Consider the following 26,721-nt stretch of genomic DNA (forward strand, 5'->3'; position numbering starts at 1 on the left):
TTCAGCCCTCCGCCTGGCCACGGGCCAGGTAACGGTCGGCCGTGCGTTCAAAATGGCGGATGAGGATTTCCTGGTAGTTGCCGAGGGTCTGCCCTGGCTTCTTCGATACCCGGAAGCCCTGCTGCTGGGCCCGCAGGTTGGCGGTGTCCTGGTCGTAGACCTTGGCCAGCAGCGGATCCATCCCCGGCACCACCGCGTAGGATTCCTCCTCGCGCACCAGCACCATCTCAGGAGGATCAGGCGGCAACCCCTCGGCTGGCAGCGGGCGCAGGAGCAGGATTTCGAACAGGCAACGCTCCGGGTCGTCCTTGAGCGGCCGGAAGCGATACACCATCGGCAGCGACACCCCCGGAAACAGCACCATGTTGGGAAACAGGTGGTATTCGATGGTGTCGATGATCTCGGTGTCGGACACCCCGGCAAGATCGCGGCCGTACTTGTCGCCCAGCACCTTTCTTAGGAAGCGGGCCATCACGGTACGGGCGCGCTCGCCCTCTTTCACCACCAGCGCATCACCGACTACCGAACGGTCGCCGAGCAGCATCGAGTCCGCCAGCTCCTGTTCGCTGAGGGCTTTTTCAAGGTGCGGACTGGTCACCGCCAGCGGGACGTAAAAGCGCGCCACGTGGTCGCCATAGACGTCGTACTGCACATTGGCGTCGCCGGTGCCCTTCAGCAACTGGGGATGGGTTTCGAACACATGGTAGGCCTCCAGGAAGGCTTCCATCCCGGCCTTCCAGTTAGCCGGCAGGATCTTGCCCAGATGCAGCTCGGTGTAACGTTGGCCCAGATCCCAATTGCGGAAATGCTCGGGCAGGACTTCCAGGTGAGTTTCCAGGGACGGCGCATCCTCATCCAGGTTGATGAAGACAAAGCCGCCCCACAGACCGACACGGACTTCCGGCAGGCGGTAGGCGTCCGGCTTCACATGGGGAAAGTCCCACGCGCAGGGCACGCTCTTCAGCGCCCCTTCCAGCGTCCACGTCCAGCCGTGGTAAGGGCAGCGCAGCTCCTGGGCCGACCCCATGCCCTCTTCCGGGCGCAGCTTGGTGCCGCGATGCAGGCAGGCGTTGTAATAAGCCTTGATGCCCTCACCCGTGCGGACCACCAGCACCGAATAGAGACCGACTTCGTACACGTAGTAGTCGCCGACCTGTGGAATGTGCTCTTCACGGCAGGCCCATTGCCAGGTCCTGGCCCAGATATGGGTCATTTCCTGCTCGTAACGCTCCCGGGAGGTGTAGCGGGAGTAGTCGATGTCCTCATCGCCGAGAAACTCGTAGCGGGACTCCCGCAGGACCTGCGGCGGCGGATTGACGTCCCGGGAAACGATGTCCTGGGCGCTGGGCCCCGGACAACGGGCGGCACCGGGGGGCAGGCCGGCATCGTCACCGGGCACAAGAGGCATTGGCAGACGATCGTTCACCTCGTCATCTCCTTGTTCAGGCTGGCATGGGCCAGATAGCGATCGACAGTGCGCTCGAAATGGCGGATGCGCACTTCCTGGTAATTGCCGAGGGTCTGACCCGGCTTCTTCGAGGCCCGGAAGCCCTGCTGCTGGGCCCGCAGGTTGGCCGTATCCTGGTCGTAAACCCGCGCCAGCACCGGGTCGAGGCCCGGCACGACGGAGTAGGACGCGTCCTCGCCGACCAGCACCATCTCAGGCGGGTCCGGCGGCACGCCCTGGTCCGGCAGCGGGCGCAGGAACAGGATTTCAAACAGGCAGCGCTCCGGGTCGTCCTTGAGCGGCCGGAAGCGATACACCATCGGTAGGGAGACGCCGGGGAACAGCACCATGTTCGGGAACAGGTGGTACTCGATGGTGTCGATCATTTCCGCGTCGGACACCGCTGACAGGTCACTGCCGTATTTCTCGCCGAGCACCTTGCGCAGGAAGCGCGCCATCACCGTGCGGGCGGTCTCGCCCTCCCCCACCGTCAGCTCGTCGTTCACCACCGAACGGTCGCCGATCAGCATCGTGTTCACCAGCTCCTGCTCGCTGAGGGGCTTTTCCAGGTGCGGGCTGTTCACCCCGCCCACCGCGTAGAAGCGGGTCACATGCTCGCCATACACGTCGTACTGCACGTTGGCGTCGCCGGTGCCGTACAGGAGCTGGGGATGGGTCTCCAGCACGTGGTAGGACTCGATGAAGGCTTCGAGACCGGTCTTCCAGTTGCACGGCAGGATCTTGCCCATGTGCAGTTCGGTATAGCGCTGGCCCAGATCCCAGTCGCGGAAATGTTCGGGCAGCACCTCCAGGTAGCTTTCCAGGGACGGCGCATCCTCATCCATGTTGATGAAGACGAAGCCACCCCACAGGCCGACGCGGACCTCCGGCAATCGATAGGCGTCGGGCTTCACATGGGGGAATTCCCACGCGCAGGGCACGCTCTTCAGCGCCCCTTCCAGCGTCCAGGTCCAGCCGTGGTAGGGGCAGCGCAGTTCGTGGGCGGCGCCCATGCCTTCTTCGGGACGCAGCTTGGTGCCGCGGTGCAGGCAGGCGTTGTAGTAAGCCTTGATGCCCTCTTCCGTGCGGACCACCAGCACCGAGTAGGGACCGACTTCATACACGTAGTAGTCGCCGACCTGCGGGATGTGCTCCTCGCGGCACGCCCATTGCCAGGTCCGCGCCCACAGGTGGGTCATCTCCTGCTCGAAGCGGGTGCGCGAGGTGTAGCGGGCATAGCCGATGTCCTCCTCGCCGAGGAAGCGGTAGCTCGACTCCCGCAGCACCGCCGGAGCCGGCATCGCGTCCTGCGCCACGATGTCCTGCACGCTGGGGCCGGGGCAGCGCGCCGCGCCGGGCGGCAGGCCGGCGTAGTCGCCGGGGATCAGCGGCATCGCAATACGATCGTTCATATGCGCTGCCTCCTCAGGCCGTCACCGGCATGTCGACGGACACCTCGATGCGCCCGTCCACCACCCGCAGCGCGTAGGTGCGCAGCGGCACGCGGCCCATCTGGCCTTTGCCGCAACCGGTGCGCACGTCGAACATCACACCGTGCAGCGGGCAGGCGATCAGGCCGTTGCGGATGCGCCCGCCTTCGAGGGGCGAATCCTGGTGGGTGCAGCGGTTCTGCACCGCGAAGAACTCGCCGGCGGAATTGCCGACCAGGATGTTGTGGCCGTCGATCTGTACGGCCTTGCTGGCGCCGGGCGGCAACTCGGCGGCATCCAGCACGGAATGGAATGCGTTGTTCATGATTGATCTCCAGGCCGGTCGCCGACGCTCATGATTTGAAGAAGGTGTAGGACACGTCGTCCGCGCCGGGCCGGCCGCGGGCCGCCAGCGCACCGATGCCGGCATCCCAGACCGCGCTGCCGGGCTGGCTGGACATCCAGTCCACAACGAACAGGCGCCGCGTGAATTTCCATACCCCGTCGCGCCGCGCGTACGTGTCCAGGTAGCGGCCACCGACCATGTGGTCGGTCTTCGTGCCATCCTCGGCGACCGCCACGCTCACGCCGATCACATAGCTGCGGCCGGTGGCCTGGTCGCCGTCCACCTCGAAGCGCTCGTTGGAGGCGAAGTGATAGCTGATCTCCACCGCCGGGTTCGGCGCGCTGATGACCTCGGCGAACTGCCGGCCAGTGCCCTTGAACAGTCCGAAATCGATCTCCGAGTCTGGCCACCACAGGGTTTCCAGCAGCGCGCGGTCGCGGCGATCCACGCCTTCGGCGTAGCGCACGTTCAGATCGTGCAGATCCTGCCTGGCCTGCAGCTCGGCCACGGCCCGTTCCAGTTGTTCGATGTTCATGTCGTTCCTCATGCGCCTTCGCCGGCGGGATAGGGTTTGGCCAGCACGCCGCCATCCACGTACATCTGGTGGCCGGTCATGAAGCTCGCCTCGTCACTGGCCAGGAAGGCCACCGCGGCGGCGATCTCGGCCACCTCGGCAATCCGGTTGAGGGGCTGCATGCCGGCATAGATGGCTTCGAGCCGGGCCGGATCATCAGAGGCGTCGAGATACTGCTGGAGGTTGGGCGTGCGCGTGGCGGCGGGGTGCACCGAGTTGCAGCGGATCTTGTAGCCCTGCTCGCCGCAGTGCAGCGCGACGGTCTTGGTGACCGCGTCCTGGGCGGCCTTGGCGGCGCCGTAGGCGACGAACAGCGGCCCCGGGCGGATGCTCTCCACGGACGACACGTTGACGATGGCCCCGCCACCGCGCTTCTTCATGCTCGCCACGCCGTACTTGCAGCCGAGGAAAGTGCCTTCGCCATGCACGCGCATGTGCTTGCGCCAGTCGTCCAGCGTGGCGGCCTCGATATGGGCCGGGAAGGAGATGCCGGCGTTGTTCACCAGGATGTCGAGGCCACCCCAGCGCCGCTCCACCTCGGCGATGGCGGCCTGCCAGGCGGCCTCCTCGCGCACGTCGAGGGACAGGTAGGCCGCACGCGGGCCCAGCTCGTCGGCCAGTGCAGCGCCCGCGGCGTCGTTGATGTCGGTGAGCATCACCGTCGCCCCGTCGGCAATCAAACGACGGGCGATGCCGGCGCCGATGCCGGACGCAGCGCCGGTGACCAGGGCCACCTTGTCATGCAATTTATTCATGCTTTCCTCCCGATTCATTCATTTTTTGCCGAGAAATTTGTCCAGCGTCTGGTGCAGCTGGCGCAGGCGCACTTCTTGGTAATTACCGAGGGTCTGGCCCGGCTTGGTGCTGGACTTGAAGCCGCGCTGCTGGCCGCCGAGATTGCCGGTGTCCTGGTCGTAGATCGTCGCCAGGCCGGGGTCGAAGCCCGGCACTTCGTGGAAGGACTGCTCGAAATCCAGCTCGATGACCTCCGCCGGGTCCGACCGGACGCCGGAATCGGGCACCGGCTGCAGGAACAGCAGATCGAAAATGCAGGAATCCGGGTCGTCGCCGTTGGGGCGGAAGCGATAGACCATCGGGAACAGCAGCGAAGGGAACAGACAGGTGTTGGGAAACAGGCAGTACTCGATGGCGTCGATGGTCTCGGACACGCTGAGGTGGGAGAAATCCTTGCCGTAGGCCTTGCCGAAGAGCTGCTGCAGGTGCTGCGCGAAGACCTGGCGGGCGGTGCCACCGGGGGGCACGCGGAGCCGGGTGTCCTCATCGGCGATGCCTTCCACGACGCCCTCGCCGAGCAGCGCGTCGAGCAGTTGCTGCTGGGTGAACGTCTCCTTCAGGTGCGGACTCGGATAACCCACCAGGTGCACGAAGCGCGACACGCTGTCGCCGTAGATGTCGTACTGGCTGTTGGCGTCACCCACCGTCAGGACGCCCTGCGGATGGGTCTCCAGCACGTGGTAGGACTCCAGGAAGGCTTCCAGGCAGGCCTTCCAGTTGGCCGGCAGCAGCTTGCGCACGTGGCGGGCGGTGAACTTGGCGCCCAGGTCCCAGTTGGCGAAGTGCTCCGGCAGCACGCCCAGGTGCTCGGCCAGCGGCGGCGCGTCCTGGTCGAAGTTGATGAAGACGAAGCCGCCCCAGGTGTCCACCTTCAGCGCCGGCAGGTGGAAGTCCTCATCGCGGATGTGCGGAAAATCCCAGCGGCAGGGTACGTCGCTGAGCGCGCCGTCCAGCGTCCAGGTGAAGCCGTGAAAGGGACAGCGCAGGTTCTTCGAGCGCCCGGCCGAGCCGGCCGGCTTGAGCTGCGTGCCGCGGTGCAGGCAGGCGTTGGGATAGGCCTTGATCGCCCCACTCTCGGTGCGCACGATGATCACCGACTTGTCGGTGATCTCATAGACGAAATAGTCGCCGGGGCCGGGGATGTCGTCTTCCCGGCAGGCCCACTGCCACACCTTGGTCCACAGCTTGTCCTTTTCCAGCTGGTGGAAGGCGCGGGACGTGTAGCGGGCGTAGGCGATGTCGGCGTCGCCGAGAAACTGGTAGCTCGGCTCGGTGAGATGGGCCGGCGGCTGGTCGCCGTCGGCGCGGATGATTTCGGCGGTGCTCGGCCCCGGGCAGCGGGCGGCACCAGGCGGCAGGATTTCGGCCGGGTGATTCATGGGTGGTGCTCCTCCTTGATGCGTCACGCGCTGTGCCGTTCGGCGCAACGCGCTTCCGATGCCACCGAGGCGGCAGATTAACGCATTACAAACAGATTGGTCTGTCTTTTATATTGTGCAATGCGGTAGCCGGCCTCAGCCCAGCTCACCGCGGGCAGCCAGGTGCAGCGCCGGCTGGTCCTTCAGGAAGGCGTCGGCGGCCGCGTCGGTGCGGGCCCAGTCGACGATCTCCTTGCGGCGGGCGATCTTCCAGCCCTGGCCACGGTCTTCGTACTCGTCGTGGTAGCGGCCGGCGACGAAGAGGTCCTTCTTCTCACCGTTCTCGGTGATGCGGTGGTGGGCGATGAAATACACCTCGCCCTTCGCCTTGCGGCCGTCCAGCGTGATGCTGACCTGGCCGATCAGATGCTGGCTGGCGTCACAGGCGGCCAGGAAGCCCTGCGCGAAGTCGATGAACTCCGCCGCCGGACCGGCGAACAGGCCGCAATCCACCCACGCGTCGGGATGGAAGGCCAGGCGCTGGGTTGGCGGCAGCAGGCGGTCCTGGCCGCGCATGTAGTTGTTGAGGGCCTGGTGGATGTCGCGGCGGGCCGCCAGGTCGGCCACCTCGGCGCGCAGTTGCTGCAGTTCGCTGTCGTTCATCGGATCGTTTCCCCGTTGTCGATGACCACCGAGGTACCGGTGATGTGGCGGGATTCGTCGGAGGCCAGGAAGACCACCAGGTTGCCCACGTCCTCGGGCTTGCCCTGGCCGTGGTTGTGGATCTGCTCGAGGCCGGCCGCGGCGTCGTCGAGGGACGCCAGCGCGGCGGCGGTCATTGGCGTGTCGTGGGCGCCGGGCAGGATCACGTTGCAGCGGATACCGTAGCCCTGCTCCTGGCAATGCACGGCGATGCTGCGGGTCATGGCCAGGATCGCGCCCTTCGCGGCGGTGTAGGCGATGATCGGGCTGATGCCCTTCAGCGCGGCCACCGAGGCGATGTTGACGATGGAGCCGCCGCCGCTCCTGGCCATCGCCGGGATCGCGTGCTTGCAGCCGAGGAAGGTGCCCTCGGCCATCACCGCGTTCAGGAAACGGAAATCCTCCAGGGTCGTGTCTTCGACGCTGCCGAAGCGCACCAGGCCAGCGTTGTTCACCAGCACGTCGAGGCGCCCGAAGCGCTCGACGGTAGCCGCCACCACAGCCTGCCAGTCGGCTTCGCTGCGCGTGTCGTGGCGGATGAAGAACGCGCCTTCGATACGCTTTGCCACCGCCTCGCCTTGCTCGGCGTTGATGTCGGTGAGCACCACCCGCGCGCCCTCGGCGGCCAGCAGGCGCGCATCGGCGGCCCCCAGCCCCGACGCGGCACCGGTGACGATGGCCACCTTGCCTTGCAGTCTGTTCATGTAACCCTCCTGATGAAAGCCGCCGGCCCGGCCCGCCGGGAAGGCAGGCCGGGCCGGCGTCGGGTCAGCGCACGCCTTCCTGGGCGATGGCTGCCGAATCGTAGAAGGCCGCCTGCTTGGCCTCCGTCGGCTTGGTGACGACCATCATGCCGCCCTCGGCCGGGGTGTAGGCCTGGCGCACATAGGCCCCGCTGTTCAGGTCATGCACGACGAACTCGTGGGGGTTGTGGCCGGTGGTCTCGTAGAAGGGGTAGTAGTTGATCTGCGAGACGCGGAAGATCTTGCCGGCATCGTCATAGTTGTCAGCCATGCCGACCGCCGGAATGTCCTCGTCCCAGTAGATCGTGCGGCGCGGGTAGATGTGGCGCTTGCCTTCCTTCAGCGTGGCTTCCACCACCCACACCCGGTGCAGCTCCCAACGCACACAATCGGGGTTGAGGTGATTGGGCGTGAACACCTTCTCGCTGGGGCACAGCTTCTCGTCGTGCAGCTTGAAGGTGTTGTAGGGGATGAAGATCTCCTTCTTGCCCACCAGCTTGTAGTTGTAGCGGTCCTGCGCGCCGTAGAAGACCTGGGTGTCATCCACGGTGCCGACGCCGCCGCCGGCCGGGCTGGGGGTGTCGTAGGCCACGTCCGGCGACAGCTTCACGCGGCGCTGGCCGGGCAGGTAGGTCCAGGCGCGGCGGCCGACGTTGAGCATGTCCACCGAATCGTGCAGCACCAGTTTCTCGCCGGCCTTGCGCGCCGGGCCTGTCCAGTCAACGCGGCCGTATTCGAGGATGTCATCCGACGAGATCGGCTTGCTGCGGCCCGGCTCGTAGTGGGGATAAGTCTGCCAGTAAGCGAAGGAGCCGGTCTCCACGCGACGGCCGCTGCGGTCCACCAGCGTCGAGGTCTGGCCCGGCGACTGGTAGGCGTACTGGTCGTACTTGAGGGTACGGTTCCACATCACCTCGGCGCCGTTCTTGGGGATCGGGAAGGGCACGCCGCCGAAGCAGGTGCCGGCCAACTGCAGCAGGTTGGGCGCGAGCGCGCAGCTGGCGGCGTTCTTCAGCGTGTTGTCGATGACGTACTTGGGGTACTTGGCGGTGCGATGGCTCGGATAGACGTCGATGCGGAAGGTGGCGTACTTCTTCAGCATCTCCTTCTGGCCGGCGGTCAGCTTGTCCTCGTACTTGGCCATGTTGGCGGCGGTGATCGAGAACAGCGGCTTTTCATTGGCGAAGGGGTCGGGCCGGTACTGCGGCTTCTTCGGGTCGTAGCTGGGCGGCGGCTCGATGCCGCCGGTGTAGGCGGGAATGCTGCCGTCGGCGTTGCCGGCCTTGATGGCGCCCCACGGCGTGAGGGTGGTGCCAAGCTGCTTGATTTCCTCCGGCGTCAGCGCGGCGCCGGCGATGCCCGATGCGCCGAGGGCCAGCATCAGGGTGAGAGTCTTTACGTAAGTATTCATGGGGATGAGCTCTTTCCTTGGATCAGAAGGTAGCCTTGACGGTCAGGGAGACCCAGCCGCGGTCGCGCAGGACGCCGCTGCCGTTGGTGCCCTGCCACACTTCGCTGGCGACGCCGGGCACGGCGACCGGGTTGGCGCCCATGCTGTAGCCGCCGAAGTAGTCGTTGTAGGAGAGGTTCACGGTGTACTTGGAGAAGATGTCGAGGCCGACACCCAGGCTCCACGCACCGGAGTTCTCGCCCGGTCCGAGCGGCACCGGGGAATTACCCTTGAGGCCGCGGCTGTAGTTGATCGGCAGGGTCACGTCGACGCCGGGCAGAACCTGGAACCAGGTCGGCGTGAAGGCCACGTTGAAGCCCCAGGCGTCGTTGGTCGCGCAGCCGGAGCGGATGCCGGTGGTGCAGCCGTAGTCCTTGTGCTTGAAGAAAGCCGCGGTGTCGCCATTCACGTCGTCGAGACGCACGTAGTTCAACTCGACCGTCAGCGGCGCCGAGTCATACAGCGGCGTCTTGCCGAAGTAGGCGATCACGTTGGCCAGCGCGTGCCAGGTGTTGCCGAGGGCCAGGCCGGCGCCGTTGGAGGCCAGCGCCGTGCCTTCGCGCCGCGATGCCTCGGCGCCGAAGGACACCGAGCCGATCTGCTTCGACAGGCTGAGGCCGTAGAGCTTCACGTCCTTGGCGTAGGCGTTGTACATGTAGTCCGGGCCACCCACCATGGTCGGGTAACGGTCGTCGAAGCGGCGGTAATAGACGCCCACGTCGCCACCGATCAGCTCCGAGCGGATCTTGCTCATCACGCCCCAGCTGCCGGTGTTGCCGGGCTTGCGGTTGGGGCCGGTGGACAGGTCGCCGACGACCGGATAGCCGAGGTAGCTGGTGCCGCCGAGGAAGCTCAGATCGGCGCCGCCCAGGTAGGTGCCGCCTTCCGGCAGGCGGTGCGGGTCCCACTGCAGGTAGTAGTTGGCGGCGACGCTGATGTTCTTGGTCAGCTGGGCCCCCATCGACACCTGGTTCTGCGGCAGGAACAGCTCCTTCGCTTCGATGCCGGGCGTGGAGGTCGCCTTGCGCAGGTCCAGCGGGCCTTGGCCGTAGGCGATGCTGTTGGCGAAGGTGAACAGGGACTCGCCCCAATACACGTTGTGGCGACCGACGCGCAGGTTGATCGGCACCTCGGCGACTTCCACGCGGGTGAAGGCGAAGGCGTCGAGCAGCTCGCCGGAGCCCTTGTACCAGCGCTCCACGTGCTTGGTGAAACTGTTGTTCGGATAGGCGGTACCCAGCCCGGCCGCCTGGTAGGCCGGATTGCCATGCACGCGGCTGGTGTAGGCGAAGTCGTTCCACGCCGTCGCGGACACGCGGAAGCCGTGGTGTTCCTTGTAGATGAAGTCGAATTCCGACAGCAGGTCCACCCGGTTGGTCACCAGGTCACCGGTGTTCCAGCCATAGTTGGTGGCCTGGGACACCCAGTTGTCGCCGAGCTTGTTGTCGCGCCCCTCGGCACGCCAGCCGGCGTTGTACTTCAGCGTGTTGTCCCAGCGGATCTTCACGTCCGGGTTACCGGCATCGATCTCGAAAGCGCCGGCCTGCATGCTCGCCATGAGCAACGCGGTCCCGCCGACGAGGTTCAGCGCGATGCCCCCTGCACGGGCGGCACGCGATTTTCTCTTGTTTTTGTGCACTCGTTCTCCTCCTTTGAATGTGGTCGTCCGTGTCTGGCGAACCACACATTAAAAACAAACAAACATCTTTTTATTTTGCTTGCGCGGCGACTCCTTTCTTCCCGATGGGAAAGCGACGCCACGACCGGGCGTACCGACCGACCATGCAGGAAACGGGGAAACGGATAAAGCGGAGTCCCGGCAGTCCGGGAACGGGATGCGTCACCCGCCCGAGGGGCAGGTTCGAAGAAAGGCGCGGACAGCGTTGCTGCCCGGGAAAATGAAGCCAAAAGCGTATTGAAGCATCTGACGGACTCCCGCACCGGCTCTCCGGGCCGACAGGCGCAGGGACAGCGGTGACGATGAATTCAAGGGTGTCCCCGTTCAGCGGAACGGCGACTGCGCAAAGCTCACGTCAAACAATCAAAAACAGTCTTGTTCGTTTTTATATTACCCTTGGGAAAAAACCGTTTCAAGCCCGATGTGCAAAAAATATCCCTTGATGCGAGATGGGCGCGGCCGCGATTTCACCATCGCCCGACCTGCGGATGTCCCTGCCCCGGGACATCCGCAACCCCTCCTCAGGCAGCGGCGCGGTAGTCGCTGTCTACGGCCGCTGGCCGCCCATGCACAGGTACTTGATCTCCAGGTACTCGTCGATGCCGTGGCGGGAGCCCTCGCGGCCGACGCCGGACTCCTTGACCCCGCCGAAGGGCGCCATCTCGTTGGAGATCAGGCCCTCGTTGATGCCGACCATGCCGTATTCCAGCGCCTCGGCGACACGCCACACGCGGTGGATGTCGCGGGAATAGAAGTAGGCTGCAAGGCCGTAGGGCGTGTCGTTGGCCAGCGCGATCGCCTCGTCGTCGGTCTTGAAGCGGAACAGCGGCGCCACCGGGCCGAAGATCTCTTCGCGGGCGATGCGCATGTCGGCGGTGATCCCGGCCAGCACCGTCGGCGTGTAGAACCAGCCGCCGCGCGGGTGGCGCGTGCCGCCGGTGACGAGCTGCGCGCCCTTGGCCAGCGCGTCGCCGACCAGGCCTTCGACCTTTTCAAGCGCCGCCGCGTTGATCAGCGGGCCGACCTGGGCGCCGGCGACCAGGCCGTCGTCCACCTGCAGCGCGGCGGCAGCCTCGGCAAGACGCGCTGCGAAGGCGTCGTAGATGCCGTCCTGCACCAGGATGCGGTTGGCGCAGACGCAGGTCTGGCCGGCATTGCGGTACTTGGAGGCGATGGCACCGGCCACCGCGGCGTCCAGGTCGGCGTCGTCGAAGACGATGAAGGGCGCGTTGCCGCCCAGTTCCAGCGACAGCCGCTTGACCGTGTCGGCGCACTCCGCCATCAGACGCTTGCCGACCGGCGTGGAGCCGGTGAAGGACAGCTTGCGCACCACCGGGCTGGCGGTGAGCACCCCACCAACCACCGCCGGCCGCGCGGTGGTGACGATGTTCAGCACCCCGGCCGGAATGCCGGCCCGCTGGGCCAGCTCGGCCAGCGCCAGCGCGCACAGGGGTGTCGCCTCGGCCGGCTTGACCACCGAGGTGCAGCCCGCCGCCAGCGCCGGCGCGACCTTGCGGGTGATCATCGCGATCGGGAAGTTCCACGGCGTGATCGCCGCGGTAACCCCGACCGGCTGGCGGATGGCCAGCAGGCGCTTGTCGGGAGTCGGCGCAGGGATGGTCTCGCCATACACGCGCTTGCCCTCCTCGGCGAACCACTCGACGAAGGACGCGCCGTAGGCTACCTCGCCCCGCGCCTCGGCCAGCGGCTTGCCCTGCTCGCTGGTCATCAGCAGCGCCAGGTCGTCCTGATTGGCCATGATCAGCTCGTACCAACGACGCAACAGCACGGCCCGGTCCTTGGCCGAGCGGGCACGCCAGGCCGGCAGCGCCCGCGCCGCGGCGTCGATGGCGTGCCGGGTCTCTTCGGCCCCCATGTCGGGTACGCGCGCAATCTCCACGCCAGTGGACGGATTCACCACCGGATGAGTCCCGCCAGCGGCCGCGTCGGCCCACTCGCCATCGATGAATGCCTGCTGGCGCAGCAGGGAATTGTCCTTAAGTTTCATTACTTTCCTTTCGCGAACAGCAAGCGCACTACAACATTCAGGAAATGTGATGCGCTCACTCTTTCCGTGCACGTCAAACCGTTAAAATCGGTGTCGATTGTCCAACGATAAGAAAAGCAAGGAAACAACTCCATGCACAGATACGCTCCCGGCAGAACCGACGAACAAGGCCAGGTGGTCGATCAGGCCGAGGAACTCGGCGGCCGCGTGCTGATCGTGGACGATGAAAAAGTCACCCGCGCCTTCCACCGCGCCATCCTGGCCCAGCAGTTCGACGTACTGACCGCCTCGTCCGGCAGCGAGGCGCTGGAGCTGTGTGTCGGACAGACGCCAGACCTGATCGTGCTGGACGTCGAGATGCCCGGCATCGACGGCTACGAGACCTGCCGCCGCCTGCGCACCTTCACCAGCGTGCCGATCATCTTCGTCACCGGCCACCAGTCCCTTGAGGAGCACCTGAAGGCCTTCGATGCCGGCGGCACCGACCTGATCACCAAACCGGTCAATGCCGACATCTTCCAGCGCAAGGTTGCCGTGGCGATCCGCCAGTACCGTGCCGCCGCCGCTCTGGCCGACGAGAAGAAAGCCCTGGAACAGATGGCGATGGGCTTCCTGTCGAGCGCCAGCCAGACCGGCATCCTGCTCGACTTCATGCGCAAAAGCATCGTCAGCCACGACTACCGCGCCTTGGCCGGTTGCCTGCTGACGGCGATCCAGGAACTGGGCCTCAAGTCCTGCGTGCTGATCCGCCATCCCGACGGCGCGACGACCGCAATCACCGATCACGGCGAGCCCACCTCGCTGGAGCAGTCCATCCTCGAGCACGTCTCCGAGATGGGCCGTCTGTTCCAGTTCAAGAAGCGTCTGGTGGTGAACTACGACCGGGTGTCGCTCATCGTCTCGAACATGCCGGACGAAGCGGAGGAGCCCGAGCGGGCCGGCATCCTGCGCGACAGCCTGGCGATCCTGGCGGAATCGGCGGAAGCCCTGTCGGTCAATGTGGACATCCGCCAGGAGGGGCAGAAACGCGCCGAGCAGCTGCAGATCGCCCTCAGCGAGGCCGAGGTGGCACTGACGGACCTCGGCGACCAGAACAAGGCCACGATGCGCGACACCCGCCTGCTGCTGCAGGAGATGGTGGACAGCATCGAGAAAACCTACGGCTGGCTCAACACCAGCCAGACCCAGGAAGCGACGATCAACGCCACCATGGAACAGGCGATCCAGCGCATCCTCGCCCGCCTGGCCAGCGGCGGCGACTTCGACTCCCAGTTCGCCCAGGTCATGCAAGCCCTCAACGCGGGCCGCAACCACAATGCGGTGGAGCTGTTCTAGGCGGGGCGACGACCGCCCAGTCCCTGTAGGGGCGAATTCATTCGCCCGCGAAGCTTTGGGTGCTTTTTCTTTTACCTGGATCAAACCCACCGCGAGCCTTCCTTGACGGGGTAGCACTAGCATCCTAGCGTTACCCCATCATGACGATCAGCGTGTTTTCCTGGTGGGCCCTGCTATCTGCGGTGGCGGGGCTCAACATCCTGGCCTGGCTGTGGTCGGCCGCGGCCCTCAACCGGCGCCAGGGCCTGCTGTCGGCCGATGCCTACGGGTGGCGGCGCTGGCAGCTGCTGCTGTCGGCGGGCTACGTGTTCGGCTGCGCCTACCGCTCCTTCCTGCCGGTGTTCGATGTGCCGCGCCTGTGCCTGTTCGACTCCTGGCTGTCCAGCGTGATCGTCGGCCGCTCGGTGGCGACCATCGCCGAGCTGTGCTTCGTCACCCAGTGGGCGCTGATGCTGCGCGAAGCCGCCCAGGCCACCCGCAGCACGCCCGGCCGGCTGGCATCCAACCTCATCGTGCCGCTGATCGTGGTGGCGGAAACCTGCTCCTGGTACGCGGTGCTGACCACCGCCAACCTGGGCCACGTCATCGAGGAATCCCTGTGGGGCGTCAGCGCGGCGCTGCTGGTGGTCGGCCTGCTGGCGGTGTGGCCGCGCCTGGCGGTGGCGCAGCGGCCGCTGCTGGCCCTGTGGTGCGTGGCCGGCGTCGGCTATGTGTTCTACATGTTCGGCGTGGATGTACCGATGTACTGGACCCGCTGGCTGACCGACGAGGCCCACGGCCGCCAGTACCTGAGCCTCGCCCAGGGCGTACTGGACGCCTCCAGCCGCTGGGTGGTCTCCCACCGCTGGGCCGACTGGCACGGCGAGATGGTATGGATGTCCCTCTACTTCAGCGTCGCGGTGTGGCTCAGCATCGCGCTGATCCACGCGCCGACGCCGGCCCCGGCACGCGCCGTGCTGCGCCTGGTGGCGAGCCGGCGGCCGGTGGGACGGGCGCTGCGCTACTGACGGCCGCGCAGACCGTCATTCAAACCCTGGTCAGGCCTTCTTCACGAACTCCGACTTCAGCTGCATCGCGCCAAAGCCGTCGATCTTGCAGTCGATGTCGTGGTCGCCGTCCACCAGGCGGATGTTCTTGACCTTGGTGCCGACCTTCACCACCGAGGACGAACCCTTGACCTTCAGGTCCTTGATCACGGTGACGCTGTCGCCGTCCTGCAGCACGTTTCCGTTGGCGTCGCGGACGACCTTCTGTTCCTCGGCGGGGGCCGCCTGCGGCCATTCATGGGCGCATTCGGGGCAGACGAAGTTGGCGCCGTCCTCGTAGGTATATTCGGAGCCGCACTGGGGGCACTTGGGCAGACTGCTCATGGAGATTTCCTGTATCGGTTACGGAGTTCAGGCGCTGCGCTTCTTCAGCAGCACGCCGCACTCCAGGTGGTGTGTATAGGGAAACTGGTCGAAGGCCGCCGAGGCGGCGATGGCGTGGCTGTCCTGCAGCGCGGCGACGTTGTCGCGCAGGGTCTCCGGGTTGCAGGAGATGTACAGGATGTTGTCGAAGCCGCGGGCCAGCTCGACGGTCGGCGCGTCGAGGCCGCTGCGCGGCGGGTCGAGGAACAACGTCGTGAAATTGTAGCTGGCCAGGTCCACGTCCTTCATGCGGCGGTATTCGCGGCCGCCGGCCAGCGCGTCGCTGATCTCGTCGCTGGACATGCGCACCATCGCCACGGTGTCGATGGCATTGGCTTCGAGGTTGTAATGGGCTGCATGCACCGACGACTTGCTGACCTCGGTGGCCAGCACGCGGCCGAAATGGGGCGCCAGCGCGATGGTGAAGTTGCCGTTGCCGCAATACAGCTCCAGCAGGTCGCCGCCCAACCCGCGAGCCTGGGCGCAGGCCCAGCCGAGCATCTGGCGGTTAACGCCGCCATTGGGCTGCGTGAAGCTGCCCTCGATCTGCTTGTAGCGCAGCGTGCGGCCGTCCAGCTCGAAGGATTCCAGCAACCAGTCGCGGCCGATGACGATCTTCTGCTTGCGGCTGCGGCCGATCACCTGCACGCCCATGTCGGCGGCCAGCTCAGCGGCGGCAGCCTCCCAGGCGGCGTCGAGGGGACGGTGGTAGACCAGGCAGATCATCAGCTCGCCGCTCAGCGTGGCGAGGAAATCCACCTGGAAGATCTTGAGCTTGAGGGCCTCGCTGGCCATCAGGCGCTCGCGCAGCACCGGCATGGCGCGGGCAATGGGCTCACAGGCCGGCGGAAAGTCGTCGATGACCACCGGCACCTTGGGTGCGTCCGGGTCGTACATTGCGTAATCCACCCGCGGCCCCATGTGCCACATGCGGAACTCGGCGCGCAGCCGGTAGTGCAGGGGCGCGGAGCGGAACACGTCCGGCTCGGGCAGGCCGAAGGGCGCGAAGTCCTGCTTGAAACGCGCGACCTTGGCGTCCAGCTGGGATTCGTAATCGGCGGGGTTGAAGCTGGGTAAAGGCATGGTATTCAGGCACATCCAGTACGCCCCGGCACGGGCCAGCCGGCGGCGGAGGACGGACTATACGCCTGTACCCCTGCCCAAGGTAGGGTCAGCCAAACAGGCGGGCCGCGCTGGCGCAGGACAGCCGCGCCGCCGCCTCCAGCGGGCGGGTGCGCTGCTCGGCGGAGATGATCTCCACGCCCCACGGTCCGTCATAGCCGCCGGCCTGCACCGCGGCGATGAAGGCCGGCAGGTCGAACTCGCCATCGCCGCACAGGCGGCGGCGGTCCAGCGTGTCGGCGATCGGTGAGCCGACGGTGGCCAGCGTGCCGTCGTCCAGCTCCGCGCCGCCTATCGTGCCCGGCGGCAACGCGGCAATCCGTTCCAGCGGCATGCCGCCGCGGATCACGTGCCAGCTGTCGAGCATCAGCCCGCCGCCGCGACCGGCGCTGGGCCCGATGATGGCCAGCGCCGTATCCAGGTCGGGAATATTGGAAAAGGCGATCGGCTCCAGCGTGACCACGCTGCCGACGGTGCGGGCCTCGCCGGCGAGTTGCTGGAAGGCGTCGTGCATGCGCTCGATGCTCCAGTCCGCCCTGCCGAAATCCCCGGCGGCCTTGATATGGTGGGCGCCCAGCTCGGCCGCCGCGGCCAGCAACAGTTGGCGGTCAGCGTCGGACTGGCGGCGCGCCGGGCCGTCGGCACACCAGTCGAACAGGGCTTCCAGTTCGACATGGCGGAGGCCGTTGCCGGCGAGGATCGCGCGGATCTCGGCGTAGCCGTGGCAGGCCAGGATGCGGCGCAGGTCGGCCTGCTTGAAGCCGAAGCCCGTATAGCAGGCCCGCCCCGCCGCCTCGGCCCGGGCGCGGAAGGACCACGGGCTGTGGTCTTCGGCACCAAACGTGTAGTTGCCGGCCAGCGTCCAGTAACAACCGATGAGCTCGACCGGCATCGCGCCCGCCCCTCAGTGCGGGTAGTAGCCGACCGCCACCACCAGCCCACCGACCTTGCGCAGCAGGGTGTGCTTGCGCTCGACCTTGCTGGTGACGGTGTTGCGCCAGGCGTAGTCGGTCTCGCCCTGGTCCTTGTCCTTCACGCGGGCCAGCAGCGTCTCGATGAAAGGCTTGCCGTCGGCGTCCCGAAGGGCCAGCGCGTCGCTGCCGACCAGGCGCGGGATGGCGCCGTGGGCCTTGAAGCGCTTGTCGTCGAGGCCGATCGCAAAAACGTAGAGGTCGTCCTCGCTGAAGCTGCCGTTGAGCTCGTTGAACGCGGCGATGGCCTTGGCCGGGTCTTCCTTCACCGCGGCGGCGGCCCGCTCCACCAGCGCCCGGGCCTGCTCGGCGCTGCCGTGGGGCAGGTAGTAGCCGACGGCGATGATGCGGTCCTTGACCTGCTCGAAATAGGTCAGCTTGCGCTCCACCTTGCCGTCGCGGCGGTTCAGCCAGCGGTACTCCACCGCGCCACCGCCCTTGGTCTTGGCGACGTCGAGCATCTCGCGGAAGAAGGGCTTGCCGGCAGCGTCCTTCATGTCGGCCACGTTGCGGTCGATCAGCGCGGCCGACGAGCCACCGCTGGCCAGCATGGTGCCCTTGCTGTCCAGCACGTACACGTACAGGCTGGGGGTCAGGAACTCACCCTGGCGGCTGAAAGCGCCGAGGGCCAGGTCCTGCTTGTCCTTGTAGTAGGCGACGGCCTTGGCGAGCAAGGCCTGGGCCTGCTTGGCGTCGTCGTCGGCGGCCTGGGCCGCCGGGGCCAGCAATGCGCTCGACATCAGCAGCGCGGCAGCAAATTTGGGGAACATCGGTTTTTCCTTTCGTCGTTCAGACCAGGTCCGGCACCAGCACGCCGCGCCCGACCAGCTTGCCGTCGCGCAGGTCCTGCAGCACCTGCGGCCCCTGCTCGATGCCGAAATAGCTGGCATCCACGTGGATGCGCCCGCTCTGGGCCAGCGCGATGACTTCCATCAGCTCGGCGCGGGAGCCCCACAGCGGCGTGCTCACCGAGCAGCCGAAGGGCAGCGTCCATTGGGTCAGCGGGATCGTGCCGCCGCCGACACCGACCACCGTCAGCTGGCTGTTGCGGCCCACCAGCTGCACGGCCAGGTCGAGGGTCGGCTGGATGCCAACGAAGTCCAGGACCAGCGCAGCCTTGCGCCGGCCGGTGAAGGCGGTGATCTGCTCCGCCGCCGCGGCAGCGTTGCGGGAATTGACCACCAAATCGGCGCCCAGCTGGCGGGCGTGCTCCAGCTTGCGGTCGTCCACATCCACCGCCACCACACGGGCGCCGCACAGCACGCGCAGCAGTTGCACCGCCATGTGGCCGAGGCCGCCGACGCCGATCACCACGGCCGTCGCGTCCGGCGTCAGCAGGTGCAGGCCGCGTTTGATGGCGTGGTAGGGCGTCAGGGCCGCGTCGGTCAGCGGCGCGGCTTCCCGTGGAGCCAGGCTGCCCAGCGGCACCAGCAGGCGCGGCGAGGGCACCAGCATGTATTCGGCCATGCCGCCGTCGGTGCCGATGCCGCCGCCGTTGTTGGGCAGGCTCTCCCAGTTCTCGCAATAGGCCTCCATCGACAGCAGGCAGGCATGGCAATGGCCGCAGCCCCAGAAGCCGAACACCGCCACCGGGTCGCCCTCCTTCACGCCGGTGACGCCGGCACCCAGCGCCGCGACCCAGCCGGCGTTTTCATGGCCGAGGGTGAAGGGACCGTGGAAATGCATCGCACCGTGGTCCAGCACGTGGAGGTCGGAATGGCACACGCCGGCGCCACCGATCCTGACCAGCACCTGGCCGGGGCCGGGCTGCGGGATCGGAACTTCCTCGACGATGGGCGCAGCGCCCGGAACGGTGAAGCGGACAGCTTTCATGCTCATGGATGCATCCTCGGCGGGGCGTTGGGTGTCAGCGGGCGGTGGCGGCAGCGAGGCCCTGGAACATCAGGGCGTAGGCCATGCGTAGGAAGGCGTCGGCCTCATCAGGCTGGCCGGATTCGGTGGTGAATTCGCTGTGGTAGTTGAGGCGGCTGCGCCCACCAGCCAGCGGCTCGATGCGCCCGGTGGCCTGGTAGGCGGTGATGCCGGCGGGGCGCTGGCCGACGATGGACAGCTTGTAGGTCATCGTCTCCGGATCCTGGAAATCCAGCCGTTCACTGACCGGCGCGGCAAAGCCCTTGTTGTAGATGTGGCGGGTCAGGCCGATGCCCTCGCCTTCGAGCTCGACGCGCTCGATCTGCACGGCCGGCACGTCCTGCGGCCACCAGCGTTCGATATGGGCGAAGTCGGCGAGCAGGTCCCACAGCAGCGCGGCGGGGGCGTCGAAGTCGTGATGGGTGGTGATCTGGTGCATGGTGTCTCCGGGTCTTGTATTTGTCGGGGTGCTGCAGTCACTACTACGGCAGCGCGGCGGACGGCCGTGCCGCGATGCACTCGCGCCAGGCGGCCAGGCGCTGATGGGCGGGATCGAGTCCCTGCCCCACCAGGGCGCCGAACTCCACGAAGCAGAACAGCAGGATATCGGCCACCGTCAGCGCGTCGCCGGCAATATACGGCTTGTCGCCGAGCTGTGCCTCGAACCACGCGAGACCCTCGCGGGCGCTCTGCTTGAGGTCGTCGGCAGCCTGGGGCAGGCAACGCACCCGTTCCTGGAACAACGGCAGGCCTTCGGCGCCGCGGAAGCCGGCGGTCATCGGCTGGACCACCAGCAGGTCCACGCGCCGCCACCACATGCGCGTGACGGCGCGGGCCTCCGGCGTGGCGCCGATCAGCGCCGGCGCCGGCCGGAACTCCTCCAGGTACTCGCAGATTGCGGTGGTCTCGGCAATGCGCAGGCCGCCCTCCAGTTCCAACACCGGCGTCGTGCAGGTCGGGTTGATGGCCTGCCAGGCCGGCTGGCGGTTCTCGCCGGCGATGATGTCCACCACCACATGGTCGAGGGAAATGCCCTTCTCGGCGGCGAACATCCTGACGACGCGCGGGTTGGGTCCGATCGAGGTGTACAGCTTCATGGCCGGCGCGCTCCGCTCAGAACTGCACGCGCTTGGTGTAGCCGCCGTCGATCACCAGGTTGGTACCGGTGATGTAGGAGGCCGCCGGGCTGGACAGGAAAACCATCGCGCGGGCCACGTCTTCCGGCGCGCCGAAGCGGCCGAGGGGCATCTCGGAGAGGGTCTTGTCGTACAGCTCGGGCATCGCCTCCTTGATCATCGACCAGTTGCCGCCCGGGTAGGCGATGGGGCCGGGGCAGACGGTGTTGACGCGGATCTGCTTGGCGGCCCACAGCTGGGACAGCTGCTTGGCGTAGGTGATGATGGCCGCCTTGATGGCATTGAAGGCCTGCGGGTAGATGAAGGTTTCCACGGCCGCGGTGCTGGACATCAGGATCACCGACGGGGATTCGGACTTCTCGAGGAAGGGCTCGAGGGTCTGGCAGCCGGTGACGGCGCCCATCATGTCGAGGCGGAACGTCATGTCCCAGTCGGTGGTGCCCTGGGCGCCAGAGGAGCTGGCGTTGTGGATGAAGATGTCGCAGCCGCCCAGGCGCTCGGCGGCGCTGGTCAGCCAGGCCTGGTAGGCGGCGCCGTCGTTCATGTCGAAGGCGTCGCCGATGACCTTGCCGCCGTGCTGGCGCAGCTCGCCGACGGTCTGCTCGACGCGCTGCTTGTCACGGGAGAAGAAGGCGATGTCACAGCCTTCCGCCGCGTAGATTTCCAGCGCCGCCTTGCCGATGCCGCGGCTACCGCCGTTGATGATGACTTTCTTACCGCGCAGTCCGAGTTCCATTTGTCTCTTCCTTTCGAGTGAAGTGCGGCGGGCTGGCGCCCGTCTGATCTTGCTTGTGTGCGGTGGGCGAATGAATTCGCCCCTACATGTCGGTGCTGCCTTTTCGTGGGGGCGAATTCATTCGCCCGCCGCCGGTTCGGCCCGGCCTTTGCCCCAGGCGATGCCCCGGCGCAGCAGTTCGTAGAACACCGGCTGCTCCCAGGCGCACTTCTGCTTCTCGGGCCAGTAGTCCATGAAGGGCTGCATGTCGTAGTGGCCACGGCAATGGCCGAGGGTCAGGTAAAGCACCGCGCCGGCGCCGATAGGACGCAGGTAGAGCACCGGGTGGCGGGCGCGCTTCCACTTGCTGCGCGCGAAGCCGGTGCCCTCCCCTTCGAACTCGGTGTCGAGGAGCACGTGCAGTTCGGCGTGGATGTCGGACAAGTAGAGCTCGTCCACCACCTCGAACGGCTCAATGCCCTTCACCAGCTCATGCTTCGGGTCGGCCACCTCGACCCGGTAGGGGCCGATCGGCGGATGGGCGATGAACTGGCTGCCGAGGGTTTCCATGAAGTGCGGCGCCAGCGCGGGCGAATCCACCAGGCCGTTGTCGAGGAAGCGCAGGATCGACGCGGTGCCATGCAGCGCGTACCAGCGCCCGCCGCCGGCGACCCAGGCGCGCAGGGCTTCCTGCTCGTCAAGGCTGGGGACGACATCACAGGTGTAGGTCACCAGGAAGGCGGCGTTGCGGATCGCGTCGAGGTTCGAGTAGTCCTCGAAGACCCGCACGCGGATACGCTCGTCCTCGCCGAGCAGCTTGAGCAGCTCGAGGCGGGCGAAGTCGATGTCGTGGAACTTGCCGGAGGCCACCAGCACGCAGTCGATGCGGCCGGGCGTGTTGCTGTCGCTCATCGCCGCCTCCTCAGCCCACCGCGCGGATCGGCTCGCTGCCGTCCCAGTTGCGGGCGGCATCGCGCATCACGTCGAAGAAGGCGTAGTTATCCGGCGGGAAGCAGATCATCTCGATCAGGCTGCCCGGGCCGCCGCCCGCATCCACGTAGATCGCCTCGCCGCCACCGGGCAGCCAGATCTCCTGCAGCACCGTGGCGCCGGCCTCGGCACAGATCTCCCGCGCCTTGGCCATGTCCTCGACGACGATGCAGACGTGGTGCAGGCCTTCGCGGCCCTCGCCGCGCCAGCTCTTGTAGATCGACGGCGCGTCGTTGTGCTGCTCGATGATCTCCACCTGGGTGTCACCCCAGTAGGCGATGTACACCGAGAAGTCGATGCTGGCCGGCTCGCCCTTGTACTTGGCCGCGTCGACGACGATGTTGGACAGCTTGAAGAACGGGCCGACGCCCATCGTCTCCGTCCAGTAGCGCAGCGCGCCGGGCACGTCGGCCGGCACATAGGCCATCTGCATCACGCTGCCGAGGCGGCTGATGAGGGATTGATTGCTCATCCTGGTGCTCCTCAAGCCTGGGCCGCCGCGGCGACGGCGGCCTGGATTTCTTCGCGGGTGGGGTTGCGGCGCAGGGTCAGGCCGCCATTCACCTGCAGGTTCTGGCCGGTCATGAAGCACTCGTCGCTGGCCAGCCACACGGCGGCGGCGGCGATGTCCTCCTTGGTGCCGATGCGTCCGAGCGGGTAGCCGGACAGGAAGCTGTCGAAGAGGCCCGGCACATCCTTGGCACCGGCCGTCATCGGCGTGTCGGTGAGCCCCGGCGAGATGGAGTTGGCGCGGATACCGCGCTCGCCGAACTCGTGGGCGACGCAGCGGATCACGTGGTCGGTGCCGGCCTTGGTGCCCATGTAGGCGGCGTGGTCGTTGAGCATGATGGTGGCGGTCGCCGAGCTGATCTGGATGATCGAGCCGCCCTTGGCCAGAGTGTCCACCGCCGCCTGGCAGAAGTAGAACGGGCCCTTGAACTGCAGGTCGGTGATCTGGTCGATCTCCGCCACGGTGGTTTCGGTGAAGCCCTTCAGCAGGCCCCAGCCGGTGGCATTCACCGCGATGTCCACATGGCCGCCCCAGTCCTTGGCGAAGGCGAACAGGGCCGCGACCTCGTCCTTGCTGGTGATGTCGCACTGGTAGGCCGCGCCGCCGATGGTCCTGGCGAAGCGGTCCAGCTCGTCCAGCTTGCGGCCGGCGACGACGACCCGTGCGCCTTCGTCCGTGAAGCGGCGGGCGATGACCTGGCCCATGTTGTCCTTGCCGGCGGCGCCGAGAACGATCGCCACCTTGCCTTCGAGTTTCTTGCTGGCTGCCATGTCAGGCTCCTCCGCCGATGATCGATGAAGCGTTGTCGAGAACGATGTGGGCGCCGCTCATGTGGCGCGATTCGTCGGAGGCCAGGAACAGCACCGTGTTGGCCACGTCGGTGGGCTGGCCGAGACCGGGCAGCGTGTCGGCGCCGACCGCCGCCAGCAGCGGGGTGTTGATCATTCCGGGCAGGATCGCGTTGCAGCGCATCGCGTAGCCCTTCTCGCGGATGTGCGCGGCGATGGTGGTGGTCAGCGCCAGGATCGCCCCCTTGGCGGCGGCGTAGGTGATGACCCCCGGAAAGCCGCGGATCGCCGACAAGGACGAGATGTTGATGATCGAGCCGGTGACGCCGGGGTTGGCCTTCATCGCCCTGATGGCGGCCTGGCAGCCGAGAAAGGTGCCCTCGGCGTGGATCGCGTTGAGCAGCCGGTACTGTTCCAGCGTGGCCGTCTCGATGTCGGCCGGCACGACGATGCCGGCGTTATTCACCAGGATGTCGAGCTTGCCGAAGCGCTCCAGCGCAGTGCCGACGGCCTTGTGCCAGTCGTCTTCGCTGCGCACGTCATGGCGCACGAAGATCCCGTCGATATCCCGGGCGAGGGCCTGGCCAGCCTCCTCGTTGAGGTCGGTGACGACCACCCGCGCGCCTTCGCGCGCCAGCGCCTGGGCATCGGCACGGCCGAGGCCCGATGCGGCGCCGGTGACGAGGGCCACCTTTCCATTCACACGTGCCATTCTTCTGTCTCCTTCGGTCGATCTGCGCGGCCCGCCTCGACGGGCGGACTCACTTCAAAAACAGACTTGATTCTTTTTATAAAAAGCGGACGCCGGGACCAATCTGGGGACCGCCACTTTCCCGGCGTCCGGGCGCAAGAACTCAATCCTGCAGCGCCTCCTCCGGCATCAGCGCCTTTTCCGCCGGGCTCATCACGTGGTTCTTCACGGTCTCGCCCTTGAGCAGGAAGTGGGACAGGGCCGGGATCAGGATCAGCGCGCCGAGCATGTTCCACAGGAACATGAAGGTCAGCAGGATGCCCATGTCGGCCTGGAACTTGATCGGCGACCAGGCCCAGGTGATCACGCCGGCGGCGAGGGTCACGCCGACCAGAGCCACCACCTTGCCGGTGAAGGCCACCGAGCGCTGGTAGGCCTCGCCGAGGGAGTAACCCATGCGCTGCTGGGCCAGCTGCACGCTGAGCAGGTACAGCGCGTAATCCACGCCGATACCGACGCCGAGGGCCACCACCGGCAGCGTCGCGACCTTCACGCCGATGCCGAGCTTGACCATCAGGGCTTCGGCCAGCACCGAGGTGAGGACCAGCGGCAGCACCGCCACCACCACCGCCCGCCAGCTGCGGAAAGTGATCGCGCACAGCAGGATCACCGACGCATAGACGTAGAGCAGCATGGTGCGGTTGGCGTCGCGAACCACGATGTTGGTGGCCGCATCGACGCCGGAGCTACCGGCCGCCAGCAGGAACTGGCGATCCTTGGTGTCGTGCTGGGCGGCGAACTCGCTGGCCGCGGCGACAACCCGGTCGAGGGTCTCGGCCTTGTGGTCGGACAGGAAGGCCAGCACCGGGATCAGCGAACACTGGGTGTTGAGGAACTCGGAGTTCCAGCTCATCGCGTTGCCGATCTGCGCGTCGATCAGGCCCTGGTTGTCGCTGACGGTGATCCACTTCGGGTTGCCCTCGAAGCCGCCGGCGGTGTAGTTGCGCACCGTGTCGGCCAGGGACACCGTCTGCTGCACGCCGGGGACCTGGGCCAGGTGCCAGGCGAGGCGGTCGGTCTCGGTGAGGGTCTCGAAGGAGCGGCAGCTGTCGGGCGGGGTCTTCACCATCACGGCGAACACGTCGCTGGAGATGCCGTAGTTGGCGGTGATGAAGGCGTTGTCCTGGTTGTAGCGGGAATCCGGGCGCAATTCGGGCGCGCCGGCGTCCAGGTCGCCGATCTTCAGGTCGTGGGAGACGACGAAGCCGATCACGCCGAGCACGGTGCTGGCGACGATGGCGATGGTCGCCCAGCGGCGCTCGGTGAAGTGGTCCAGGCAGGCCCACAGCTTGCCCATGCCGCGGCCCTTGATCTCGTCGCTCTCCTCCTTGAGGCTGCGCTTGGCGGCCGCGGGGCTGACACCGACGTAGGACAGCAGCACCGGCAGCAGGATCAGGTTGGTGGTAATGAGCACCGCCACGCCGAGGCTGGCGGTCATCGCCAGTTCGCGGATCACCGGGATGTCGATCACCATCAGCACCGCGAAGCCCACCGCGTCGGCCAAGAGCGCGGTAAGGCCGGCCAGGAACAGGCGGCGGAAGGTGTAGCGGGCCGCCACCAGCTTGTGGGTGCCGCGGCCGACGTCCTGCATGATGCCGTTCATCTTCTGGGCGCCGTGGCTGATGCCGATGGCGAAAACCAGGAAAGGCACCAGGATCGAGAACGGGTCGAGGCCGTAGCCGAAGGTGACGACCAGACCAAGCTGCCAGATCACCGCCACCAGCGAGCAGAACAGCACCAGGCCGGTACTGCGCACGCAGCGGGTGAACATGTAGATGATGAAGGTGGCGATCGCTGCGGCGATGGCGAAGAAGGTCATCACCTTCTGCAGACCGTCAATGAGATCGCCGGCCAGCTTGGCGAAGCCGATCACGTAGATGTTGACCTTGGCGTCCGGGCCGCTGGCGTAGCGGGCGCGGATGTCCTCCAGCGACTTCGACAGGTCGTGGTAATTGACCGCATTGCCGTCGCCGTCCTTGGACAGCAGCGGGATCTGGATCATGCTCGACTTGTAGTTGTTGGCCACCAGGCTGCCCACCACGCCGGCACGGCCGATGTTGATGCGCAGATCCTCGATGGATTTGGCCGAGCCGTCGTAGTCGTTGGGCAGCACCGGACCGCCGGTGAAGCCTTCCTCGGTCACTTCGACCCAGCGCACCACCGGTGTGAAGATGGACTTCATCCAGGCCCGGTCGACGCCCTTCAGGATGAAGATCTCGTCGTTGATCTTGGCCAGGGTGGCGAGGTAGTCGGCGTCGAAGATGTCGCCCTTGGGGTTTTCGATGACGACCCGCACCGAATCCCCGAGACCGCGCAACTGTTCCCGGTTTTCCAGGTAGTTGGTGATGTAGGGATGGCTGTGGGGCAGCATCTTGTCGAAGCTGGCGTTCACCGTCATGCCGCGCAACTGGAACGCGAAGAAGAGGGTGATCACCAGGCAGCCGAGCACGAGCAGCGCCCGGTTGTTGAAGATGAGTCGTTCGAGCAGGCTGCCGGAGCGTTCGTCGAAATCCTTCGGATCCGAGATCACGGCCATCTGCTGCTGATTGTGGCTAAGGTCCATGGCACTCACACTGAGGTTGGCAGGGGC

Annotated in this window: 26 protein-coding genes; 2 read left to right on the forward strand and 24 right to left on the reverse strand. The window is 66.6% G+C overall.

The window, feature by feature from the left end; translation table 11 throughout:
• Nucleotide 1 precedes the first annotated feature (1 nt).
• From ACE3RX_RS00690 to ACE3RX_RS00740, 11 genes are all read right to left on the reverse strand, one after another.
• Nucleotides 2-1,426 (reverse strand): SRPBCC family protein, encoded by a 1,425-nt coding sequence (locus ACE3RX_RS00690; RefSeq protein ID WP_374479253.1) that lies wholly within the window; start codon nt 1,424-1,426, stop codon nt 2-4.
• On the reverse strand, nt 1,423-2,859 hold the full coding sequence (locus ACE3RX_RS00695) for an SRPBCC family protein (RefSeq protein WP_374479255.1): 1,437 nt from the start codon (nt 2,857-2,859) through the stop codon (nt 1,423-1,425). The genes ACE3RX_RS00690 and ACE3RX_RS00695 overlap by 4 nt, the downstream gene beginning before the upstream one ends.
• Nucleotides 2,860-2,872: 13 nt before the next feature.
• A complete protein-coding gene (locus ACE3RX_RS00700) occupies nt 2,873-3,202 on the reverse strand; it encodes a Rieske (2Fe-2S) protein (RefSeq protein ID WP_374479257.1) in 330 nt (109 codons plus the stop codon).
• Between the two features lie 28 nt (nt 3,203-3,230).
• Nucleotides 3,231-3,758, reverse strand: a complete 528-nt coding sequence (locus tag ACE3RX_RS00705) for a nuclear transport factor 2 family protein (protein WP_374479259.1) — start codon at nt 3,756-3,758, stop codon at nt 3,231-3,233.
• An 8-nt stretch (nt 3,759-3,766) separates the two neighbouring features.
• Nucleotides 3,767-4,552: a glucose 1-dehydrogenase gene (locus tag ACE3RX_RS00710; RefSeq protein WP_374479261.1), complete on the reverse strand. Its 786-nt coding sequence runs from the start codon at nt 4,550-4,552 to the stop codon at nt 3,767-3,769.
• Between the two features lie 18 nt (nt 4,553-4,570).
• Nucleotides 4,571-5,971 carry an SRPBCC family protein gene (locus ACE3RX_RS00715; RefSeq protein ID WP_374479263.1) on the reverse strand — a complete coding sequence of 467 codons (1,401 nt, stop codon included), beginning with the start codon at nt 5,969-5,971 and terminating at the stop codon, nt 4,571-4,573.
• Between the two features lie 135 nt (nt 5,972-6,106).
• A complete protein-coding gene (locus ACE3RX_RS00720) occupies nt 6,107-6,613 on the reverse strand; it encodes a nuclear transport factor 2 family protein (protein ID WP_374479265.1) in 507 nt (168 codons plus the stop codon).
• Nucleotides 6,610-7,356: an SDR family oxidoreductase gene (locus ACE3RX_RS00725; RefSeq protein ID WP_374479267.1), complete on the reverse strand. Its 747-nt coding sequence runs from the start codon at nt 7,354-7,356 to the stop codon at nt 6,610-6,612. The genes ACE3RX_RS00720 and ACE3RX_RS00725 overlap by 4 nt, the downstream gene beginning before the upstream one ends.
• A 64-nt stretch (nt 7,357-7,420) precedes the next feature.
• A complete protein-coding gene (locus ACE3RX_RS00730; RefSeq protein ID WP_374479269.1) occupies nt 7,421-8,806 on the reverse strand; it encodes a DUF1329 domain-containing protein in 1,386 nt (461 codons plus the stop codon).
• A 22-nt stretch (nt 8,807-8,828) separates the two neighbouring features.
• The gene (locus tag ACE3RX_RS00735) at nt 8,829-10,484 is read right to left on the reverse strand and encodes a DUF1302 domain-containing protein (RefSeq protein WP_374479271.1); all 1,656 of its coding nucleotides are present in this window, start codon (nt 10,482-10,484) and stop codon (nt 8,829-8,831) included.
• 586 nt (nt 10,485-11,070) lie between these two features.
• A complete protein-coding gene (locus ACE3RX_RS00740; RefSeq protein ID WP_374479273.1) occupies nt 11,071-12,531 on the reverse strand; it encodes an NAD-dependent succinate-semialdehyde dehydrogenase in 1,461 nt (486 codons plus the stop codon).
• A gap of 132 nt (nt 12,532-12,663) precedes the next feature.
• Here ACE3RX_RS00740 and ACE3RX_RS00745 point away from each other — a divergent pair, with 132 nt between their 5' ends.
• Nucleotides 12,664-13,866 (forward strand): PleD family two-component system response regulator, encoded by a 1,203-nt coding sequence (locus ACE3RX_RS00745; protein ID WP_374479275.1) that lies wholly within the window; start codon nt 12,664-12,666, stop codon nt 13,864-13,866.
• Nucleotides 13,867-14,006: 140 nt separating this feature from the next.
• On the forward strand, nt 14,007-14,873 hold the full coding sequence (locus ACE3RX_RS00750; RefSeq protein ID WP_374479277.1) for a hypothetical protein: 867 nt from the start codon (nt 14,007-14,009) through the stop codon (nt 14,871-14,873).
• Between the two features lie 30 nt (nt 14,874-14,903).
• On the opposite strand, the gene ACE3RX_RS00755 is transcribed toward ACE3RX_RS00750, so the two are convergent.
• The 13 genes from ACE3RX_RS00755 to ACE3RX_RS00815 all read right to left on the reverse strand — a co-directional run bounded on the left by ACE3RX_RS00755 (nt 14,904) and on the right by ACE3RX_RS00815 (nt 26,694).
• Complete coding sequence (locus tag ACE3RX_RS00755; RefSeq protein ID WP_079435169.1) at nt 14,904-15,236, reverse strand: zinc ribbon domain-containing protein YjdM; 333 nt, start codon at nt 15,234-15,236, stop codon at nt 14,904-14,906.
• A 27-nt stretch (nt 15,237-15,263) separates the two neighbouring features.
• Nucleotides 15,264-16,358: a tRNA (uridine(54)-C5)-methyltransferase TrmA gene (gene trmA, locus ACE3RX_RS00760; protein ID WP_374479419.1), complete on the reverse strand. Its 1,095-nt coding sequence runs from the start codon at nt 16,356-16,358 to the stop codon at nt 15,264-15,266.
• Nucleotides 16,359-16,446: 88 nt separating this feature from the next.
• Nucleotides 16,447-17,289, reverse strand: a complete 843-nt coding sequence (locus ACE3RX_RS00765; RefSeq protein ID WP_374479280.1) for a sugar phosphate isomerase/epimerase family protein — start codon at nt 17,287-17,289, stop codon at nt 16,447-16,449.
• A 12-nt stretch (nt 17,290-17,301) separates the two neighbouring features.
• On the reverse strand, nt 17,302-18,138 hold the full coding sequence (locus ACE3RX_RS00770; RefSeq protein ID WP_374479282.1) for a cache domain-containing protein: 837 nt from the start codon (nt 18,136-18,138) through the stop codon (nt 17,302-17,304).
• Between the two features lie 19 nt (nt 18,139-18,157).
• Nucleotides 18,158-19,207 (reverse strand): NAD(P)-dependent alcohol dehydrogenase, encoded by a 1,050-nt coding sequence (locus ACE3RX_RS00775; protein WP_374479284.1) that lies wholly within the window; start codon nt 19,205-19,207, stop codon nt 18,158-18,160.
• A 28-nt stretch (nt 19,208-19,235) separates the two neighbouring features.
• Nucleotides 19,236-19,679, reverse strand: a complete 444-nt coding sequence (locus ACE3RX_RS00780) for an SRPBCC family protein (protein WP_374479286.1) — start codon at nt 19,677-19,679, stop codon at nt 19,236-19,238.
• A 43-nt stretch (nt 19,680-19,722) separates the two neighbouring features.
• Nucleotides 19,723-20,337, reverse strand: coding sequence for a glutathione S-transferase family protein (locus tag ACE3RX_RS00785; protein WP_374479288.1), 615 nt, complete (start codon nt 20,335-20,337; stop codon nt 19,723-19,725).
• A gap of 16 nt (nt 20,338-20,353) precedes the next feature.
• A complete protein-coding gene (locus tag ACE3RX_RS00790) occupies nt 20,354-21,112 on the reverse strand; it encodes an SDR family NAD(P)-dependent oxidoreductase (RefSeq protein ID WP_079435164.1) in 759 nt (252 codons plus the stop codon).
• A gap of 117 nt (nt 21,113-21,229) precedes the next feature.
• Nucleotides 21,230-22,003 (reverse strand): ThuA domain-containing protein, encoded by a 774-nt coding sequence (locus ACE3RX_RS00795; protein ID WP_374479290.1) that lies wholly within the window; start codon nt 22,001-22,003, stop codon nt 21,230-21,232.
• A gap of 10 nt (nt 22,004-22,013) precedes the next feature.
• On the reverse strand, nt 22,014-22,553 hold the full coding sequence (locus ACE3RX_RS00800; RefSeq protein WP_374479292.1) for a VOC family protein: 540 nt from the start codon (nt 22,551-22,553) through the stop codon (nt 22,014-22,016).
• A gap of 11 nt (nt 22,554-22,564) precedes the next feature.
• Nucleotides 22,565-23,362, reverse strand: a complete 798-nt coding sequence (locus ACE3RX_RS00805) for an SDR family oxidoreductase (RefSeq protein WP_374479294.1) — start codon at nt 23,360-23,362, stop codon at nt 22,565-22,567.
• 1 nt (nt 23,363) lies between these two features.
• Nucleotides 23,364-24,092: an SDR family oxidoreductase gene (locus tag ACE3RX_RS00810; RefSeq protein ID WP_374479296.1), complete on the reverse strand. Its 729-nt coding sequence runs from the start codon at nt 24,090-24,092 to the stop codon at nt 23,364-23,366.
• A 142-nt stretch (nt 24,093-24,234) separates the two neighbouring features.
• Nucleotides 24,235-26,694, reverse strand: a complete 2,460-nt coding sequence (locus ACE3RX_RS00815) for an RND family transporter (RefSeq protein WP_374479298.1) — start codon at nt 26,692-26,694, stop codon at nt 24,235-24,237.
• Nucleotides 26,695-26,721: the final 27 nt, after the last annotated feature.

The organism is Zoogloea sp. (assembly GCF_041914405.1).
In the GTDB taxonomy this organism is placed as follows: domain Bacteria; phylum Pseudomonadota; class Gammaproteobacteria; order Burkholderiales; family Rhodocyclaceae; genus Zoogloea.

Excerpts from the sequence above, each read along its gene's own strand:
- ACE3RX_RS00695 (WP_374479255.1), bottom strand. The coding sequence starts at position 2,859 with ATGAACGATCGTATTGCGATGCCGCTGATCCCCGGCGACTACGCCGGC.
- ACE3RX_RS00700 (WP_374479257.1), bottom strand. The coding sequence starts at position 3,202 with ATGAACAACGCATTCCATTCCGTGCTGGATGCCGCCGAGTTGCCGCCC.
- ACE3RX_RS00705 (WP_374479259.1), bottom strand. The coding sequence starts at position 3,758 with ATGAACATCGAACAACTGGAACGGGCCGTGGCCGAGCTGCAGGCCAGG.
- ACE3RX_RS00710 (WP_374479261.1), bottom strand. The coding sequence starts at position 4,552 with ATGAATAAATTGCATGACAAGGTGGCCCTGGTCACCGGCGCTGCGTCC.
- ACE3RX_RS00715 (WP_374479263.1), bottom strand. The coding sequence starts at position 5,971 with ATGAATCACCCGGCCGAAATCCTGCCGCCTGGTGCCGCCCGCTGCCCG.
- ACE3RX_RS00720 (WP_374479265.1), bottom strand. The coding sequence starts at position 6,613 with ATGAACGACAGCGAACTGCAGCAACTGCGCGCCGAGGTGGCCGACCTG.
- ACE3RX_RS00725 (WP_374479267.1), bottom strand. The coding sequence starts at position 7,356 with ATGAACAGACTGCAAGGCAAGGTGGCCATCGTCACCGGTGCCGCGTCG.
- ACE3RX_RS00730 (WP_374479269.1), bottom strand. The coding sequence starts at position 8,806 with ATGAATACTTACGTAAAGACTCTCACCCTGATGCTGGCCCTCGGCGCA.
- ACE3RX_RS00740 (WP_374479273.1), bottom strand. The coding sequence starts at position 12,531 with ATGAAACTTAAGGACAATTCCCTGCTGCGCCAGCAGGCATTCATCGAT.
- ACE3RX_RS00745 (WP_374479275.1), top strand. The coding sequence starts at position 12,664 with ATGCACAGATACGCTCCCGGCAGAACCGACGAACAAGGCCAGGTGGTC.
- ACE3RX_RS00750 (WP_374479277.1), top strand. The coding sequence starts at position 14,007 with ATGACGATCAGCGTGTTTTCCTGGTGGGCCCTGCTATCTGCGGTGGCG.
- ACE3RX_RS00755 (WP_079435169.1), bottom strand. The coding sequence starts at position 15,236 with ATGAGCAGTCTGCCCAAGTGCCCCCAGTGCGGCTCCGAATATACCTAC.
- trmA (WP_374479419.1), bottom strand. The coding sequence starts at position 16,358 with ATGCCTTTACCCAGCTTCAACCCCGCCGATTACGAATCCCAGCTGGAC.
- ACE3RX_RS00765 (WP_374479280.1), bottom strand. The coding sequence starts at position 17,289 with ATGCCGGTCGAGCTCATCGGTTGTTACTGGACGCTGGCCGGCAACTAC.
- ACE3RX_RS00770 (WP_374479282.1), bottom strand. The coding sequence starts at position 18,138 with ATGTTCCCCAAATTTGCTGCCGCGCTGCTGATGTCGAGCGCATTGCTG.
- ACE3RX_RS00775 (WP_374479284.1), bottom strand. The coding sequence starts at position 19,207 with ATGAGCATGAAAGCTGTCCGCTTCACCGTTCCGGGCGCTGCGCCCATC.
- ACE3RX_RS00780 (WP_374479286.1), bottom strand. The coding sequence starts at position 19,679 with ATGCACCAGATCACCACCCATCACGACTTCGACGCCCCCGCCGCGCTG.
- ACE3RX_RS00785 (WP_374479288.1), bottom strand. The coding sequence starts at position 20,337 with ATGAAGCTGTACACCTCGATCGGACCCAACCCGCGCGTCGTCAGGATG.
- ACE3RX_RS00790 (WP_079435164.1), bottom strand. The coding sequence starts at position 21,112 with ATGGAACTCGGACTGCGCGGTAAGAAAGTCATCATCAACGGCGGTAGC.
- ACE3RX_RS00795 (WP_374479290.1), bottom strand. The coding sequence starts at position 22,003 with ATGAGCGACAGCAACACGCCCGGCCGCATCGACTGCGTGCTGGTGGCC.
- ACE3RX_RS00800 (WP_374479292.1), bottom strand. The coding sequence starts at position 22,553 with ATGAGCAATCAATCCCTCATCAGCCGCCTCGGCAGCGTGATGCAGATG.
- ACE3RX_RS00805 (WP_374479294.1), bottom strand. The coding sequence starts at position 23,362 with ATGGCAGCCAGCAAGAAACTCGAAGGCAAGGTGGCGATCGTTCTCGGC.
- ACE3RX_RS00810 (WP_374479296.1), bottom strand. The coding sequence starts at position 24,092 with ATGGCACGTGTGAATGGAAAGGTGGCCCTCGTCACCGGCGCCGCATCG.
- ACE3RX_RS00815 (WP_374479298.1), bottom strand. The coding sequence starts at position 26,694 with ATGGACCTTAGCCACAATCAGCAGCAGATGGCCGTGATCTCGGATCCG.